Annotated in this window: 14 protein-coding genes, 2 tRNA genes and 1 pseudogene; 9 read left to right on the top strand and 8 right to left on the bottom strand. The window is 47.1% G+C overall.

The features are described 5' to 3' along the window. Positions 1 to 55: 55 nt before the first annotated feature. From csrA to katG, 7 genes are all read left to right on the top strand, one after another. Positions 56 to 253 carry a carbon storage regulator CsrA gene (csrA, locus tag H6995_04760; GenBank protein ID MCP5214300.1) on the top strand — a complete coding sequence of 66 codons (198 nt, stop codon included), beginning with the start codon at positions 56 to 58 and terminating at the stop codon, positions 251 to 253. A gap of 61 nt (positions 254 to 314) precedes the next feature. Next, positions 315 to 405 (top strand) — tRNA-Ser (locus H6995_04755). A gap of 23 nt (positions 406 to 428) precedes the next feature. Further along, positions 429 to 505, top strand: a tRNA-Arg gene (locus tag H6995_04750). Between the two features lie 279 nt (positions 506 to 784). Continuing rightward, positions 785 to 1,207, top strand: a complete 423-nt coding sequence (locus H6995_04745) for an HIT family protein (protein ID MCP5214299.1) — start codon at positions 785 to 787, stop codon at positions 1,205 to 1,207. Positions 1,208 to 1,403: 196 nt separating this feature from the next. Then, positions 1,404 to 3,959, top strand: a complete 2,556-nt coding sequence (locus H6995_04740) for a phosphoenolpyruvate carboxylase (protein MCP5214298.1) — start codon at positions 1,404 to 1,406, stop codon at positions 3,957 to 3,959. A gap of 87 nt (positions 3,960 to 4,046) precedes the next feature. After that, on the top strand, positions 4,047 to 4,718 hold the full coding sequence (locus H6995_04735; GenBank protein MCP5214297.1) for a 2OG-Fe(II) oxygenase: 672 nt from the start codon (positions 4,047 to 4,049) through the stop codon (positions 4,716 to 4,718). A 271-nt stretch (positions 4,719 to 4,989) separates the two neighbouring features. Next, the gene (gene katG, locus H6995_04730) at positions 4,990 to 7,251 is read left to right on the top strand and encodes a catalase/peroxidase HPI (GenBank protein ID MCP5214296.1); all 2,262 of its coding nucleotides are present in this window, start codon (positions 4,990 to 4,992) and stop codon (positions 7,249 to 7,251) included. Positions 7,252 to 7,445: 194 nt separating this feature from the next. Here the strand turns inward: katG and H6995_04725 are convergent, their stop codons facing one another. From H6995_04725 to H6995_04710, 4 genes and pseudogenes are all read right to left on the bottom strand, one after another. Further along, positions 7,446 to 7,895: an EVE domain-containing protein gene (locus H6995_04725; protein MCP5214295.1), complete on the bottom strand. Its 450-nt coding sequence runs from the start codon at positions 7,893 to 7,895 to the stop codon at positions 7,446 to 7,448. Between the two features lie 8 nt (positions 7,896 to 7,903). Then, positions 7,904 to 8,434: a hypothetical protein gene (locus H6995_04720; GenBank protein MCP5214294.1), complete on the bottom strand. Its 531-nt coding sequence runs from the start codon at positions 8,432 to 8,434 to the stop codon at positions 7,904 to 7,906. A gap of 26 nt (positions 8,435 to 8,460) precedes the next feature. Further along, a complete protein-coding gene (locus H6995_04715) occupies positions 8,461 to 8,808 on the bottom strand; it encodes a nucleotide pyrophosphohydrolase (protein ID MCP5214293.1) in 348 nt (115 codons plus the stop codon). Positions 8,809 to 9,027: 219 nt separating this feature from the next. Further along, a pseudogene (locus H6995_04710) lies at positions 9,028 to 9,273 on the bottom strand (Fic family protein). Between the two features lie 812 nt (positions 9,274 to 10,085). Here H6995_04710 and H6995_04705 point away from each other — a divergent pair. Together H6995_04705 and H6995_04700 are read left to right on the top strand one after the other, a co-directional pair. Further along, positions 10,086 to 12,518, top strand: coding sequence for an acyl-CoA dehydrogenase (locus H6995_04705; protein MCP5214292.1), 2,433 nt, complete (start codon positions 10,086 to 10,088; stop codon positions 12,516 to 12,518). A 198-nt stretch (positions 12,519 to 12,716) separates the two neighbouring features. Then, entirely contained in the window at positions 12,717 to 14,378 is a 1,662-nt protein-coding gene (locus H6995_04700) for a DUF885 domain-containing protein (GenBank protein MCP5214291.1), read from the top strand. A 79-nt stretch (positions 14,379 to 14,457) separates the two neighbouring features. Here the strand turns inward: H6995_04700 and H6995_04695 are convergent, their stop codons facing one another. Genes H6995_04695 through H6995_04680 form a run of 4 tightly spaced genes read right to left on the bottom strand, consistent with a single transcriptional unit; the run spans position 14,458 to position 17,484 of the window. Continuing rightward, complete coding sequence (locus H6995_04695) at positions 14,458 to 15,552, bottom strand: chemotaxis response regulator protein-glutamate methylesterase (protein ID MCP5214290.1); 1,095 nt, start codon at positions 15,550 to 15,552, stop codon at positions 14,458 to 14,460. A 14-nt stretch (positions 15,553 to 15,566) separates the two neighbouring features. Next, a complete protein-coding gene (locus H6995_04690; GenBank protein MCP5214289.1) occupies positions 15,567 to 16,187 on the bottom strand; it encodes a chemoreceptor glutamine deamidase CheD in 621 nt (206 codons plus the stop codon). After that, positions 16,184 to 17,020 carry a protein-glutamate O-methyltransferase CheR gene (locus tag H6995_04685; protein ID MCP5214288.1) on the bottom strand — a complete coding sequence of 279 codons (837 nt, stop codon included), beginning with the start codon at positions 17,018 to 17,020 and terminating at the stop codon, positions 16,184 to 16,186. The genes H6995_04690 and H6995_04685 overlap by 4 nt, the downstream gene beginning before the upstream one ends. Next, positions 17,017 to 17,484, bottom strand: a complete 468-nt coding sequence (locus tag H6995_04680) for a hypothetical protein (protein MCP5214287.1) — start codon at positions 17,482 to 17,484, stop codon at positions 17,017 to 17,019. The genes H6995_04685 and H6995_04680 overlap by 4 nt, the downstream gene beginning before the upstream one ends. Positions 17,485 to 17,508: the final 24 nt, after the last annotated feature.

The raw sequence follows: 17,508 nt of genomic DNA, 5'->3' as shown, positions 1-17,508 counted from the left end.
GCCCTTTTAATGAATTAACTGGTATAGTTACTGTGGTAACCGGGGAGAGATTTAGATGTTAATATTGACGAGACGAGTAGGTGAAACGCTAAAAATTGGTGACGATGTAAATGTCACCGTATTGGGCGTGAAAGGCAATCAAGTCCGCATAGGTGTTGATGCGCCCAAGCACGTATCTGTTCATAGAGAAGAGATTTACGACCGCATTCACAAAGAAAACCAAGCGGCCGATGGTCAGGACGAGCAAGACTAAATTTTTATTATATTACCGCTTTGAATTTTCCCTAAACATGGTATTATCTCGGCCCTTAATTGGAGAGGTGGCCGAGTGGCTGAAGGCGCGCCCCTGCTAAGGGTGTATGGGTTAATAGCTCATCGAGGGTTCGAATCCCTCCCTCTCCGCCACGACTAAAAAGTTTACCTAATACGCACTCGTAGCTCAGCTGGATAGAGTACTCGGCTACGAACCGAGCGGTCGGAGGTTCGAATCCTCCCGAGTGCGCCATCTTTTAAGGGTGTATACCGAGGACAAGGTTTACACTTTATACCGGAGACATAGTTGAGGTCGGTTCTACCCGGCCCTAATCCTCATCAAAGAATCCTAAATCATATTTCATAAAGCTGACAAGCCAAATCTTATCGGCAACTTCTGGCTCTACCCCAGGCTCTACCCCATTATCGGGGGATCGGCACTCATCAAACTCGGTTGATAATACCATCCCACCCGCAGTGGGCGGACTTTTGGACGATTTGGTAAACTGGTAATTTTTAAGAGAATTATAATATGGCATACGATTCAGAGAATATTTTTGCGAAAATTCTACGCGGCGAAGCACCAGCGTTTAAGGTCTACGAAAACGAATTTGCTTTAGCCTTTATGGACGTTATGCCGCAAGTTGATGGGCATACGTTGGTCATACCCAAGGATAATGCCGAAAATCTTTATGATGCAGACCCGCTGATTCTAGGCGAAACGATACAGATGGTGCAGATGGTCGCGCGTGGCGTAAAAAAAGCGTTCAAAGCCCCCGGCGTGATGATTGCTCAGCTTAATGGCTCTGAAGCTGGGCAAACGGTTTTCCACTTACACTTCCACATCATGCCAAGGTTTCAAGGGCTTGAGTTTAAAATCCACGCTCGTGATATGGCAGACTTTAGCCTGCTGGAAACTCACGCGCAAAAAGTTCGTGAGGCGTTAGGTAAGTGAAGGTTGGGCGCCAACAAAGCTGGAGTCTCAAAAGGTCGGTGAAGACTTGATATACTCAACAGCCTAACCTAGCAACATGGATTTACCCATTAAATGCACTTGATAACCTTTTCTGTTTTCAAAGCAATATTAGTTTAAAATCCCTACAACAAAATATTTTGATCTTTTCGCGTAAATCGAGAGTAGAAAGGCCAGTATGACATCTCTTTACAATCAACAGGTCGGCACCAAGTATCATATCTATAACAGCCTATTTTTAAACCTGCCATTTCGCAACGTTTATGAGACTGGCACCTTGCTACCCCTATTTCATCGGCAGTGTGAGGAAGGGTTCAGTAACGGTTTGGACGCTACCGAAATTATCGAAGGATTTTTTCGCGACTATACGCAGGATAACCTGAAGTACGAGCATATCGACCTGCTCTTCAAGTTCATTCAGTATGTCGAGCGACAAATTGCGCTATTTGATTCCATTGAAGATTCCGCTTTTGAGCAGATAAACGATATCAGTGGCAAAGGATCACTAAAGGCATTATTAACCCAAGCCAGCCAAAACGGGACCGAGCTTAAACTGAAGGAAAAGTTGCAGCACTTTAGCCTGCGCGTAGTGCTGACGGCTCACCCGACTCAATTCTACCCCGGCCCGGTGTTGGGTATTTTGACTGATTTAGAACAAGCCATTCGTGAACATGATTTAGCAACCATCAATCTGTTGCTGCAACAGCTAGGGAAAACCGGCTTTATTAAAAATGAAAAGCCGACGCCTTTCGATGAAGCTGTCAGCCTTTGTTGGTTTCTGGAAAACGTTTTCTATGGAACTATCGCAGATATCGTGCAGAGTTTGGGAAATCAATTACAAATACCGCTGGAAACCTGGAACAACGAGGGGCTGATTAAAATCGGCTTTTGGCCGGGTGGTGACCGCGACGGTAATCCGTTCGTGAATAGTGAAACCACTCTCAAGGTAGCCGCCCGCCTGCGTGAAACGATTTTAAGATGCTATTACCGCGACGTTCGCTTGCTCAAGCGTCGACTCACCTTTGCCGGCCTTGATAAAGCACTTAGTAACATCGAGCAGACGCTCTACGCCATGACCTTTGCCGGTGAAACAGGTTACAGCACAGCCGATGCGCTGCTAGAAGAACTGGGTAATGTGAGGCAACAGTTGATTGCGGAGCATGACGGTTTGTTTCTTAACTTGCTGGATGAGTACATGCTCAAAGTAAACCTCTTTGGGTTTCACTTTGCGACGCTAGATATTCGTCAGGATAGTCGTAAGCACGAACAAGTGTGGAAGGTACTGTTGGATCACTTGGACAGCCCTAACAGCGATGACTTTGAACAACTGCCTGATCAGGAAAAGATTAACCACCTGCTATCGCTGCAGCATAGCCCAGAAGATTTACAAACCCCGGATGCGTTTGCCAATGACACTCTCGCTAGCGTCGCTGCTATCAAACAAATTCAGGAAAATAACGGGCGCTCCGGTTGCGAACGTTATGTCATCAGCAACTGTCAGGCGGCACTGCATGTCATTCAGGTATTTGCGCTGTGTAAGCTCATGCATCAAACCGAACATCCCCAGGTGGATGTGGTGCCGTTATTCGAAACTATCGACGACCTCAGTCACGCCGAGAAAATAATGGCGGAGTTATACTCGCTTCCCGAATACCGCAAACATCTGCGCCAGCGAGATAACAAGCAGACCATCATGTTGGGTTTTTCAGATGGCACTAAAGACGGTGGTTATCTACGTGCGAACTGGTCGATTTTCCGAGCAAAAGAGCAGTTAACCCTTCTTTCCAAACAATACGGCATTACCACGCTGTTCTTCGATGGCCGCGGCGGCCCGCCCGCGCGCGGCGGCGGCAATACCCATGATTTTTATGCTTCTCTCGGCAACACCATTGAGCAGGATGAGGTGCAAATAACCATCCAAGGGCAGACCATCAGCTCTAACTTTGGTCGCGCAACTTCCTGTAAGTATAACCTCGAGCAACTGCTGTCGGCTGGTTTACAGAGCGTCGTTGAGACAGGTGCAGACTCCAACCTCAGCGAAGCCGACAAAGCCTTACTTGACGCCTTGGCTGATGCCGGTTATCAAGCCTATCTCGACCTTAAACATGACCCCAAATTTGTTCCTTATCTGGAAGATATCACGCCGCTAACCTTTTTTGGCGACACCAATATTGGCTCGCGCCCGGTGAAGCGGAATTCCAGCGAAGGTTTAAAATTTGAAGACCTGCGCGCAATACCCTTCGTCGGCGCCTGGGCGATGATGAAACAAAACATTCCCGGATTTTACGGTGTCGGCTCAGCCCTCGAAGCACTGCAAAAGAAAGGCCAGCTAGAAGAGTTAAAAGCCTTATACCAACGCTCTCTCTTTTTTCGCACGCTGATTGGTAACAGCATGATGTCTTTGACTAAAACTAACTTTGCAGCCACCCAAGGCCTACGGCACGACGCTGAGTACAGTGAATTTTGGCAAAAGATGCATACCGAATTTGAACGCTCGGTGCACATGGTGCTGGAAGTCTCCGAACTATCGGAACTGATGGGTAATAACCTGTTAAAACGGGATTCAGTACAACTTAGGGAATCAATCGTACTTCCTGTCGTCACCATTCAGCAATATGCACTCACCAAGCTGAGAACCCTGGGGCCAGATGAAAAGGCGGATGAATCGCTTTACCGCAAACTGATTATCCGCTGTATGTTTGGCATCATTAATGCTGCACGCAATTCTGCATGATCGCCTTACTAACCACACCTGTTGTATGATGCTTGCGGCTTTCATTTAGACCGTAATTACCGCTTAATTTTCTGAGTCGACACTCACTTGATACAAAGACTTTCCGATGGTATTTCCCAGGTTCCGCCAGCGGACGAAGACCTATTCGAGCGCATCGCCAATGGTATCGAAACCCAAGGCTACGTCATTCTGCCCACGACACTGCCCTCCCCAGTTGGCGACAGCCTGCTGCAATACCTAAGCATATTGGAGGAAGAGCGTTTTCACCAAGCCCAAATTGGTCGTGGTCAGGAACAAACGCCAAATCAATTTATCCGACGCGACAAAATCTATTGGATGGAAGAAACCCATCCCAACGCCAAAGTTTGGTTCGACTGGACACAACGACTCAAGACTTATCTGAATCGCCGCCTGTTCCTGGGTTTATTCTCCTTCGAAAGCCATTTCGCGCTATACCAACCGGGCGACTTTTACAAAAAGCACCTCGATGCCTTTCGCGGCGAATCCAACCGAGTGCTGACCCTAGTGACTTATCTGAATATGGGCTGGGAGCCAGATCAGGGCGGCGAACTGGTGCTTTACAACCCCCAAGATGACAGTGAAATCTGTAAAGTAGTACCTACCTTCGGCACCTTGATTTTATTTCTCAGCGAAGAGTTCCCTCATGAAGTCCTGGCCGCAAACCGAGACCGCTACAGCGTTGCAGGTTGGTTTAGGGTGAATACATCGATCAATCATCAGATAGATCCGCCTAGATGAGATAGGTTTATATCTTTCATCATTCTGCCCTATACACGAAAACCTAGGGTTATCTAATATTTATCAGCGCTAATTTTGCCAAGTGAATATTTTCGTTTATTCCTCGCTTCTCTTCTAAAGTAACCCAACACTGCCATAGATAAAAACTATCGACCCAATCAAAACTATTGATTGGATAGTAATAAGTTACCCTGCAAGAATGCCATCGTAACAAGTAAAACCGACTGAAAATCGGTTAATTCTGACACGAGAATATTATTAGGAGGCATCAATGTTTAAGAAACCAATACCCTTAATAGCCCTACTGGTGGTCGGATTATCTCCGATTGCTCCTATCCATACTGCGTTTGCCCAAGACAAGGCCATGGCAGCTATGACAGAGGTAACGACCAATGAATACTGGTGGCCCAACCGCTTGGATCTCAAACCACTTCGTCAACACTCACCGGCATCCAATCCGCTGGGTGAAGAATTCAACTACGCAAAAGCATTTGCAAGCCTGAATCTGGATGCCGTGAAGCGAGATCTTGAGATACTGATGACAACCTCACAGGACTGGTGGCCGGCAGACTTTGGCCACTATGGCCCATTTTTTATTCGCATGGCCTGGCACAGCGCGGGCACCTACCGCGTCAGTGACGGCCGCGGCGGTGCCGATGCCGGTATGCAGCGTTTTGCTCCGCTCAACAGCTGGCCTGACAATGCTAACCTGGACAAAGCCCGGCTGCTGCTCTGGCCGATCAAACAAAAGTACGGCGCAAGCATTTCCTGGGGAGACCTGATGGTGCTGGCCGGAACCGTGGCGATGGAATCGATGGGGTTCAGAACCCTGGGCTTTGCTGGCGGACGTGTTGACGGCTGGGAACCCGAAGTGATCAACTGGGGCGCTGAACGTAAATGGCTCGCGGACAACAAACGCTACGAAGGCAAAAGAGAACTGAAAAATCCTTTTGGCGCCGTGCAAATGGGTTTGATCTATGTGAACCCAGAAGGTCCTAACGGCAACCCTGATCCCCTTGCCGCCGCCGAGGATATTCGTCTGTCATTCGGACGCATGGCGATGAACGATGAAGAAACGGCTGCGCTGATTGCCGGCGGCCACACCTTCGGTAAAGCCCACGGTGCAGCGGACCCTTCCAAGTACGTCGGCAGAGAACCGGAAGCGGCAGGCATCGAAGCACAAGGCACTGGTTGGCATAGCAGTTACGGTAGCGGCAAGGGCGCTGATACCATCACCAGTGGTTTAGAAGGCGCCTGGACCAGTAATCCTGCGGCATGGACACACAACTACCTGCAAAACCTCTATGCTTTCAACTGGGTCAAAACCAAGAGTCCGGCAGGCGCGACCCAATGGATTCCGGACGATGATTCGGTAGCAAACCTCGTACCGGATGCCCACGATCGGTCAAAACGGCATGCGCCCATCATGTTCACCACTGACCTGGCGCTGAGGTTCGATCCCGTATATGGCAAGATCACTAAGCATTGGCTCGACAATCCGAAAGAGTTCGAAATAGCCTTCGCTAAAGCCTGGTTCAAGTTAACCCATCGCGATATGGGTCCAAGGACGCGCTATCTTGGTTCTATGGTGCCCAAGGAACAAATGATTTGGCAAGATAACATTCCAGCGGTGGACCATGAGTTAATCAACGCAGAGGATATGAGCCAACTCAAAGCCAACATCCTTAAATCAGGACTGTCCGTTTCTGAACTGGTCAGAACCGCCTGGGCATCGGCGTCAACCTTCCGTGGCACCGATTTCCGCGGTGGTGCTAATGGCGCACGTATTCGCCTTGCGCCCCAGAAAGATTGGGCAGTTAACCAACCAGCCGAATTGGTAAAAGTACTGAAGAAGCTGGAAGGAATCCAAAAGAACTTCAACAAAGCACAATCCGGCGATAAAAAAATATCGCTTGCCGACCTGATTGTGCTGGCCGGTTCCGCTGCGATTGAAGAAGCGGCGAAGAAAGCTGGGTATTCGATTGAAGTTCCCTTTACTCCGGGCCGTATGGACGCGTCGCAAGCACAGACCGATGTCAACTCCTTTGCTGTGCTCGAACCCACCGCAGACGGTTTCCGTAACTACTTCGCCAAAGGTCATTCCAGATCACCGGCAGAGATGCTAGTCGATAAAGCCGACATGTTGTCCCTGACCATTCCTGAGATGACCGTACTAGTCGGCGGCATGCGTGCTTTAAATGCTAATGCCGGAAATACCAAACACGGCGTATTCACCGACAAAGCCGGAACCCTTACCAACGACTTTTTCATTAACCTGCTCGACCTGTCGACCCAGTGGAGCAAGTCATCCAAGTCCGCTGGTATTTACGAAGGCCGTGATCGGGCAACCGGCAAAGTGAAATGGACTGCCACACCAGTAGACCTGATCTTTGGTTCCAACAGTGAATTACGCGCTGTCGCTGAAACCTATGCCTTCGACGACTCGGGTGAGAAGTTTGTCACCGACTTTGTCAACGCCTGGACCAAGGTGATGAATCTCGACCGCTTTGACCTACTTTGGGTCAAAAGCTGAACTGGTCTAAGGCTATTTAAAGTCGGAACATCAGGAACGGCGGCATTGAATTGCCGCCGTTCTTTTATGGTCTGCTTTGGCGGTTAGAGAAGGCGGCCACTAAAGGCATAATGAGTTCGCGAATTGTTGGGCTTAAGCGCTGCGTCTCGGTAAAGACGCTCAACTTATCCGCTATAAGCCTAATTTAGGCCGTATCAGCCAGCAAGAGCTTCGATCACTCGCCATTGCTCAGCCGTGACTGGCTGCACTGACAACCGCCCCTGCTTCAACAGCACCATATCCTCTAACACCGGCAATTGCTTCAATCTAGTCAATGATAACAGCTCGGGAAAAGTCGCCCGCCAACGAACATCCACGCAAAACCAACGCGGAGCATCCTTTGTTGCCTTAGGATCGTAATAACGACTCTCGGCATCAAACTGCGCCGGATCCGGGTAAGCGGTTTTAATCACCTCAGCCTGACCAGCAATCCCCGGACGGGCGCAACTGCTGTGGTAAATGAAAACGCTATCCCCCAACTTAACCTGATCACGCAGAAAATTGCGCGCCTGGTAATTACGGATGCCATCCCAGCGCGCAGTGCCGTCAGCTTTTAGATCATCGATACTGAATTCGTCAGGTTCGGTTTTGAATAGCCAGTGCATGGTTGCTCCTATCTACAAAGATTTGAACTACATTGATAGCGCTGAAATGCAAAAAGCAAATTTAAGCCAATAACGTTGGAACTGATGAGTAGCACATGTTCATCCAATAACCGCCACAAATTCGCCAATAACGTGTAACTCACCTTCACTATTCGCATCAAATTGACTTCACGTCGTCCCCTTCCTAAATAAGTTTCGACAATTGCGTCTTTGCCTGTTCGCTTCACATCAATCCATTGCTTGAGTTCTACTATAATTGCTGTATCGGTTTTGTGCTGATCATTACCAGTAAGTATAAAATCGATGCGATTAGAGGTTTGGGGAATTTTGTATTCGATGGTTACTCCCGCACTACTGAGTATATCTTTGTCACCAAGGATATTATCCATGTACATCATGGAGTTTTTCCATGAATCGATTTCTTGTTTGGTGGTCGTGTGGCCCAGTTTTTCCTGGAATTTATTCAGTATCTTGTCTGCGATGGCATTTGTTATGACATCACTATTGAATTCCGATTTTGTTGCTGAATAAACTATCATAAATTTCCCGTGGTTTGCGGTGACTTCTAATATTCAGTATATTTTTTAGGACTACCTTTTACTTTTTCTGGAGGATATTTTTTCTCGTTTATTTCGATTTTCCTATTTGCCGCACTCAATAAGTCAATATTTAACTTATCTGCGATTCTGACGAGATAAATCTGTATGTCTGCTAGCTCCTCTTCTACTTCACCCAATTTATTTTCGGACAATTTGTATGACTGTTGTTCTGTCAGCCATTGAAAATGCTCAACAAGCTCAGCCGCTTCCGCTATTAGCGCCATCGAAAGGTTCTTTGGAGAGTGAAACTGATCCCAGTCACGGTCTTCGGCAAATTTACGGAGTTTCAACTTAATTGACTCTAACTGATGCATACAAAAATCCTTTATTTCTATATTTCAAGGAGGCCAAAAAGCAGTTTTTGCCGTAGGCACCGAGGGTGACTTTGTGCGGTTTGTCGCGCTTGAATAGCAAAGTAGGTTTGTGCAAAAGCAATTTCCTGCTTCTTAAAGCCTCCGTTTTAGTCCACCAGATAACAGGCGTAGCGTGTCAACATGATATCTTCTACTTCACGGTGTCCACCAGAACCAAATTCAATTAGGGACTGCCAACATATTCATAATTAAGCGAATAATCGTTTCTTTTTGATCCGGCGCAGATTCTGCCACTAGAAGCGTGAGTGCAGCTAGGCCAGTATCGTTGATGTAGGGTTCATCATTAGCATTGAGCAAACGCCTATTCTTGTGCAAAAAATCCACGAACAGGAAGGCTCCACTGCACTTGTTACCGTCGGTAAAGGGATAGTTTTTTATAAAAAAATAGAGCAAGTGTACAGCCTTAACAAAATGGTCTGAAATAACATGTTAAGCCATTTCAAAAGCCGGCGAACCCAGCTCGCCCCAAAAGCACTGAACTACCGAGCAATCCTCTGTAGTTGGCGAGGATTCCTTGATAATTGATTCCTGGTGCTTGAAATTGGTAAATCTTTCGTTCGATTTTACCGGCACCTAGTGCGTCACAACTAACCAAACCCTTAGTTTCCAGTACTCTATTTTTGATCATCGGTAGTTGTCCGGATTTTCCGGACAACTGCATTTTTCAGTAATTTTTCTTGTTTAAAGATATTCCTTATGTGCTCGGAAATGGTTCTGCTAATTTTATCAAACTACTCAACCAGTTGTGCCGGTGACAGCCAAACTGTTTCATTGTCAAAACGTGTTATATCTCGGGTTTTAAGAATCTAGCTCCCTCTCCCGCAGGCGGGAGAAGGTTGGGGTGAGGGGTAAAATAAAAGCCAAATACATCAATATATTACAAGATTTTCCCTCACCTCAATCCTCTCCCAGAGGGAGAGGAAGCTTTTCTTTGTTGAATAAGGCAGTGCCATTCGAATAGAGCCCTTTATTCGTTTAAGCTTTAACAAAATGTCTTTAGAGCGACATTACAGCAAACCAAATCCTTTGTTTTTCTGTTTTTATCAGGTAATCGCACTATCGCCAATTTTGACCACTTTGTCGAGAGCACTCAAAATCAATGGCCACAGAATGACTACCCCTATTCACTCACCTTGCGGTATAGTCTGAGTTCAATTTTCAGCCGTACGCACTTAAGTGCTTACTCAGCCATTATCAGCTAACAGGGAAATCTCAACATGTTAATTGGCATTTTTTGGTTTTCGTTGTTTTTCATCACCTTTTTCACCCTTGCTTATCAACGCGTCGAATTGTTGCGCGCAACCACTATTATTGCCGCGCTGCTACTGGCCTATACCGGCTTTGGCAACGGTCACCCGGCGTGGCTGGTGGTGCTGTGGTTATTATTTGCGGCCTTTGCTCTGCTCAATGTTGCGGAGCTTAGACGCCAATGGATAACGCAACCGTTGATGCAGTTTGCTCGCAAAGTAATGCCGAGCATGTCGACTACGGAGCGCGAAGCGCTGGAAGCAGGAACAGTCTGGTGGGAGGGGGAACTGTTTTCCGGTTCGCCCAATTGGGCCAAGTTGAATGACACGCCTGCACCGAAATTAAGTGCAGAAGAACAGGCTTTTCTCGATGGCCCTACGGAAGAATTATGCACCATGCTCGACGACTGGGAAATCACCCATGAACTGGGGGATATGCCGAAGAATATCTGGGCCTATATGAAAAAGGAAAAGTTCTTCGCAATGATTATTCCCAAGCAATATGGCGGGTTGGAGTTTTCGGCCTTTGCGCAATCTAAGGTACTGGCGAAGCTGTCCAGCCGCAGTACGGTGGCGGCATCCACAGTGGGCGTACCTAACTCGCTGGGGCCAGGTGAGTTACTACTGCACTATGGAACGGAAAAACAAAAGAAGTATTATCTACCTCGCCTCGCAAAAGGCTCTGAAATCCCCTGCTTTGCGCTGACCTCTCCACGCGTAGGTTCCGATGCAACCGCTATTACCGATACGGGTGTCGTGTGCAAGGGCATCTATGAAGATAAAGAGGTGGTCGGTATCCGCCTAAACTGGGATAAGCGCTACATTACCTTGGCGCCAGTGGCGACCGTGTTAGGTTTGGCATTTAAGCTTTACGACCCCGATCATCTGATGGGCGATAAAGATGAATATGGCATCACCGCCGCTTTAGTTCCAACCAAGTTGGCAGGTGTGACCATTGGCCGTCGCCATTTCCCGTTGAATATTCCTTTCCAAAATGGCCCGACTCAGGGCAAGGATGTGTTTGTGCCCTTGGATGCGATTATCGGCGGCCCAGAGATGGCGGGCCAGGGTTGGCGCATGCTGGTGGAACAGTTGTCGGTAGGGCGCGGCATTACCTTGCCCTCCAATGCCGTCGGCGCAAGCAAAGCAGCGGTTTATGCGTCCGGCGCTTATGCGCGTATTCGCCGCCAATTCGGTTTGCCAGTGGGCAAGTTTCATGGCGTCGGTGAAGTCCTCGGGCGTATGGCAGGCAACACCTATATGATGACAGCGGCGCTGGAGACGACTCTGGCAGCGCTCGATCAGGGTGAAAAGCCTTCAGTGCCATCAGCAATTCTGAAATACCACAATACTGAAATGGGTCGGCAAGTCGCCAATGATGCCATGGACGTGCAGGGTGGTAAGGGCATTATGCTGGGACCGAAAAATTACCTCGGCCGCAGTTATCAATCAATTCCAATTGCGATTACGGTGGAAGGCGCAAATATTCTGACCCGTAGTTTAATCATTTTTGGGCAAGGCGCTATCCGCTGTCACCCTTTTGTTTTCAGTGAAATGCAAGCACTACAAAACCCCGATGATCAAGCGGCATTAGAAGATTTTGATAAAGCGCTGTTCGGGCACATTGGCTATGCGCTGAGTAACGCGACTCGCTCCATGCTATTGGCGCTGACGCAAGCCCGGTTTGTCGATGTCCCAGCCACAGGCACAACACGTCGTTACTATCAGCACATTAATCGCTACAGCGCCTCATTCGCACTGACCTCAGATATTGCCATGCTGTTTTTGGGTGGAGAGTTAAAACGCAAGGAATTGCTATCAGCACGTTTGGGCGATGTGCTGAGTTCGATTTATCTGGCATCGATGGTGTTGAAGCATTATGAAAACCAGGGGCGGCCAGCCGAAGATTTACCGATGGTGGAATGGGCATGCCGTAAATTACTGTATGGCGCACAGGAGCAATTACACGGCTTTTTACGTAATTTTCCGAACCGCTGGGTAGCGGGTTTATTGCGCGTAATGATTTTTCCGCGTGGCCGTACTTACTCCTCACCCGCCGATGAATTAGCCCAGGAGATCACTGACCTGATTATCAATCCGACAGAGGCACGCAACCGCCTGTGCAAGGATATTTACACTCTTTGCGAATCCAATAACCCCTTAGGCTTGTTGCAGGAAGCCTTGGAGTTGACTGAAGTAGTGAAACCGCTTGAGCGTAAAGTATTCGATGCGCGCAAATCGGGTGTGGTGACGGCGGAGGATACCCCGTCGCAGATAAATCAAGCGGAGGAAAAAGGTATTTTAACGGCGGAAGAAGCTACGCAGTTACGTGATTTCGATGATAAGGTAATGACGCTCATTGCGGTGGATGATTTTACGGCGGATGCGCTGGGAGCTAAGTAGTAGCAAAGACTAAAGAGCCTCTGATTTATGAACAGCAAAAATCGGTTTATCTATTTAAAATTAATATTTTACTCATTTATATTCATAACATTTTCGACCCAAGCGTTGATGCTTCACGCCAAAGAAAAACAAGATGATAACCAACGCTTAAATATTTTTTTTGAGGATGTTTTCAAGCAGTATTTGTCGCGTAGCCCAATGAAGCAGTCAACGCTCGGCATCAAAGATGACTACGATAAATGGGATGATATTAGTGAAAAGTTTCAAACAGAAAATTTAAGCCTAGCAGTAAATAATTTAGCGTCCCTGAGAAATAATTTCGATTACGAAAAACTGGATGAGCAGTCACAGCTTAGTTATCGATTGTTTGAACAAATGGTCGAATCTCAGATTGAAGGTTATCGCTGGCGGCATCACAACTATCCTGTTAATCAGATGTTCGGTCTGCATTCTGAAATTCCTGCTTTTCTTATTAATATTCATCAAGTGAATTCAGTCGCTGATGCTCAAGCCTATATTGCGAGACTTAAGGGCGTTCAAACCTTGCTCAGGCAATTGGTGGAAGGTTTGGAAATACGTGCACAAAAAGGCGTACTGCCACCCAAATTTGTTTTTCCTCACGTTTTGAGCGAGATTCAGAATATATTAACCGGCGCGCCCTTTGAAAAGAATCAAACCGATAGTCCGCTGCTGGCAGATTTTCGCGCCAAATTAGAAGCGCTTAAACTGCCGGAAAAGCAGTCGCAACGACTACTCGCAGAAGCAGAGCGCGCACTTTTATACTTTGTAAAACCAGCCTATCTGGCTTTGTCCGCGCTACTCAAGCAACAGCAAAAATTAGCCACAACGAAAAGTGGCGCCTGGAAATTGCCGAATGGTGATGAGTACTATAGGTTCCAGCTCCGTGAAACAACTACCACGACGTTAACTCCGGAGGAAATCCATCAATACGGCCTCAATGAGGTTGACCGTATTCATGCTGAGATGCGCGCCATCATGAAGCAGGTCGGCTTCGTAGGAACATTGCAGGATTTCTTTCAGTATGTTCGTAAAGACAGCCGTTTCTTTTACCCCGATACAGACGCGGGGCGACAAGCCTATTTAGATCGTTCTTCAGAAATTATTGAACAAATGAAACGGCGCTTAGATGAGGTATTTAATACCAAACCAGAAGCGGACATTACCGTTAAAGCCATTGAGCCGTATCGGGAAAAAACCGCTGGCTGGGCATTTTATATGCAGCCCGCTTTGGACGGCAGTCGGCCCGGAATTTTCTATGTAAATCTATATCGTATGTCGGATAATCCCCGCTATTCGGAAGAGGCGCTGGCCTACCATGAAGGCATTCCTGGACACCATATGCAAATTGCTATTGGCCAAGAATTGAAAAACCTGCCTAAATTTCGTACCGAGATGATGGAGCTTACTGCCTTTGTCGAAGGCTGGGGCTTGTATTCGGAGTATTTACCCAAGGAGATGGGCGGTTTTTACCAGGATCCCTATTCCGATTTTGGTCGACTCTCTATGGAGTTATGGCGGGCGATTCGTTTAGTGGTGGATACCGGACTGCATTACAAAAAATGGACCCGTGAGCAAACTATCGAATATCAAGTACAGAATGCGCCAGCACCACCGGAGCAGGCAATTCGTGCCACCGAACGCTATATTGTGATGCCGGGGCAGGCTACCGCCTATAAGATTGGCATGCGTAAAATATTGGCTCTGAGGGAAATGGCGAGATCCAAGCTAGGGGTGAAATTTAACTTGGGGGAATATCATGATGTTGTGCTGACAAATGGGCCTTTACCCTTGTCAGTATTGGAAGAACGCGTCAACCATTGGGTCGTTTCAAAAAACTAATCTGACGCAAAGCTGAGATTGCTAAGAAATCTTTCCGGACTGACGAAAGGTTTTTCCTTGTGGCGGTTTTTTAACAACATTACACGGCCGTACGCCTTGTTGCATTACAGCCTAAATCCGATATCAACTGAACAACGGCTCTTGGAATATCTGCTTCCGATAGCACCATGTCGGCCCCACCTAACTCCACCGCCGCGCGGGGCATACCCCAGACCACACTGGAGTTTTCATCCTGAGCGATAGTAACCGCGCCGGCCCCGTGTAACTCTAGCATCCCGTTTGCGCCATCATTACCCATTCCCGTCATTAACACGGCCACACATTGTTCTGCCGCAACTTGAGTAATCGAACTAAATAAAACATCGACGGAAGGTCGATGTCGATTAACAGGGCCCACAGAGGATAGCATGCAGATAAACTGCGCCCCCTTTTTCCTTAAAAGTAGGTGCCGCCCCCCCGGCGCCACATAAACATAACCCTTTTTAACCACTTCACCGGGCTCAGCTAATTTCACGATCATTCTGGACGACTCATTAAGCCGCTTAGCAAATGTTTCACTAAAATATTCCGGCAAATGCTGCACAATGAGTACACTGCTATTTGGGTCGTAAAAATTTTTCAACACTCTTTGTAGTGCGGGCGGCCCCCCTGTTGAAGCACCGATCGCAACGATTCGATGAGCAGTATCCGGCAACCGGTTACTGAGCTTTAACCCGTCTATTGCCGCATTGACAGGGCCCGACTTCGTCATAGGATCTTCCCTGTTGCTAGCAGGAATTTTCGCCTGTGCTGCTTGTTTCACTGCACGCAGAATCTCCCTACTATACAATTTTATATCTTCCGGTGAGGCTAAGTTCCGCTTCAGTACAAAATCAATTGCCCCACTATTCAACGCTTCTAATGCGGCGGGACTATTGGTAGCCGTGAGTGTGGATATCATTACTACCGGTAGTGGGTGCAAGCGCATTAAATTTTTCAGAAATGTGATGCCATCCATCCGCGGCATTTCCACATCCAGGGTTAAAACGTCCGGTTTCAGCTGTTTAATTTTTTCGCGCGCATCATAGGCATCTTCCGCTGAACCTACCACTTGAATGTTTCTATCCGTACTGAGTAATCGGCTTAGCAGAACACGTTGTGATCTTGAGTCATCTACTATCAAAACCTTTATCATTTCCGCATCCCTTGTTAATCAAAAAGTTCTACTTCACCGCCGACAGGCTTTTTATTAATGCTGAGTAAGTGTTGCTTCTCTTCGCGTACAACCTTATTGGTATCAATCAACCCTAATTTTTTCACTAGTACAATCCCGTCTTTTAAGCGATAAACTATGCGACGTGAAAAATTACCCCCAAGATCCTTAGCTAGCACTAACATATTTTCCGCACGCAAATAATTTTCGACAAATTCAATATTGTGCCTACCGACATCATATTTATCCTTAAACAGATTACTGCCACCAAAAAGCTTTACCTCCAAACGGTTCTTCTTACCACCCAATTTCAATACTTCATTGATCAAATGCTCCATCGCATAGTTGCCATAGCGGTTTGCATCGCTCGGATTTAATACGCTTAAGGAAGGATTCGCTGCACACTGACTGAGGGGTAACATAAAATGATTCATCCCTGCCACACCAGCATAGGGGTCTCGAATACAAGCGGCTATACAAGACCCTAATACCGTCACAATATGCTCGTCTTGGCTGGAAATGTAATAGTCACCCGGTCCGACTTTAACCATCCGTTTGCCTGTTTTATTGCAGGGCATACGATGCAGCCTTTCAAAATACGCATTTTGTCGTGTCATACTCTTCGATACGCCGTCGTATGTATCATTTTATAGGCATCGCTATATTTGTTGAGTGTTTCGGAATGGCCAATGATGAAATAGTCATTTCTTTTCTGTAATCGAGCAAACTGTTTGAACATAGTCTTCCGGTACTCCGGGTCAAAATAAATCAGAACATTACGACAGAAAATTAGATTGATATTGCCCATCTGCGGCCAAGGCTCGTTCAGGTTAAGCTGAAAAAATTTGATTCGTTCTCGTAGTTCAGGAATTACCCTTACCATGCCTTGATTGCCACCTTTACCCTTAAGAAACCAGCGTCGTAAGCGCTCTTCACCGATTCCCTGAACACGATCCAGGTGATAAGCGCCGCGCTCAGCGGTATCAAGCATTTGGGTATCAAGATCAGATGCCATGATCTCGACATTCCAGTTATCCGTCTTACCAAAAAATTCCGCCAGGGCTATGGCAATAGAATAGGGTTCCTCTCCAGAAGAACAGCCTGCGGACCAAATTCGAACCGGCTGTCTACCGCTACGTTGATGCTCTAATAAGTTGGGCATAATTTCGGATTTAAGCAGCCGGAAGTGATGGTCTTCTCTAAAGAAGGCCGTCAAATTAGTGGTTAGCGCATTGATAAAAAGCTGAAGTTCTGGGGTGTTTCTATCCGCCAGTAGATCGCAGTATTCTTTAAAACTATCTAGGCCCAGTTTGCGTAAACGTTTGGATAAGCGGCTGCGCACCATGGCGTGTTTGTGCTCATGCAGTGATATTCCCGCTTGATCCTTTAATAGCCTCGCTATTCGATTGAAATCGCTGCGTTCCAATTGAAAGGCAAGACTGTGATTCATATGTTTTGCCGACTATTTATTTGTGTTGGCACATCTTCATCATCAAACAAAATCACACTACCTTCAACACCATCAATAGCATCTACGGACGCCCCCACCCTTTCAGGCCGTTGCGTATAAAAACGACTATCCGTTGATACTGGTGACATTCTGGCTAGGTTCAGCATCATTTCATCTAAGCTATTGGGGTAATCTTCTTGGCCACCATGCTCAACCAGCTCACTGACTGAATAAAGTGCTTTTCTTAAGAACTGTAGTCGCTGCTCCATCGCATCCAAGCCTTGATAAGCTTTTACCAGAGAAGCATTTTTTACTACTGCCGGGCTGCCACACTCCTGTTCTATTTGAAGCTCCCATTCTTCCAAAGCTTCAATCAACACGCGTGAATTTTGTTGATGCTGCGAAGTTAATAAATCCATATGGTCGACCAGTGCCGCCAACAATTTGGCTAACGATTGCTTCATATAAGCACCACAATTTGGATTGTT

It is taken from the genome of Pseudomonadales bacterium (assembly GCA_024234615.1).
Taxonomy (GTDB): Bacteria; Pseudomonadota; Gammaproteobacteria; order Pseudomonadales; family IMCC2047; genus JAJFKB01.
This window is presented reverse-complemented; position numbering and strand designations above follow the sequence as displayed.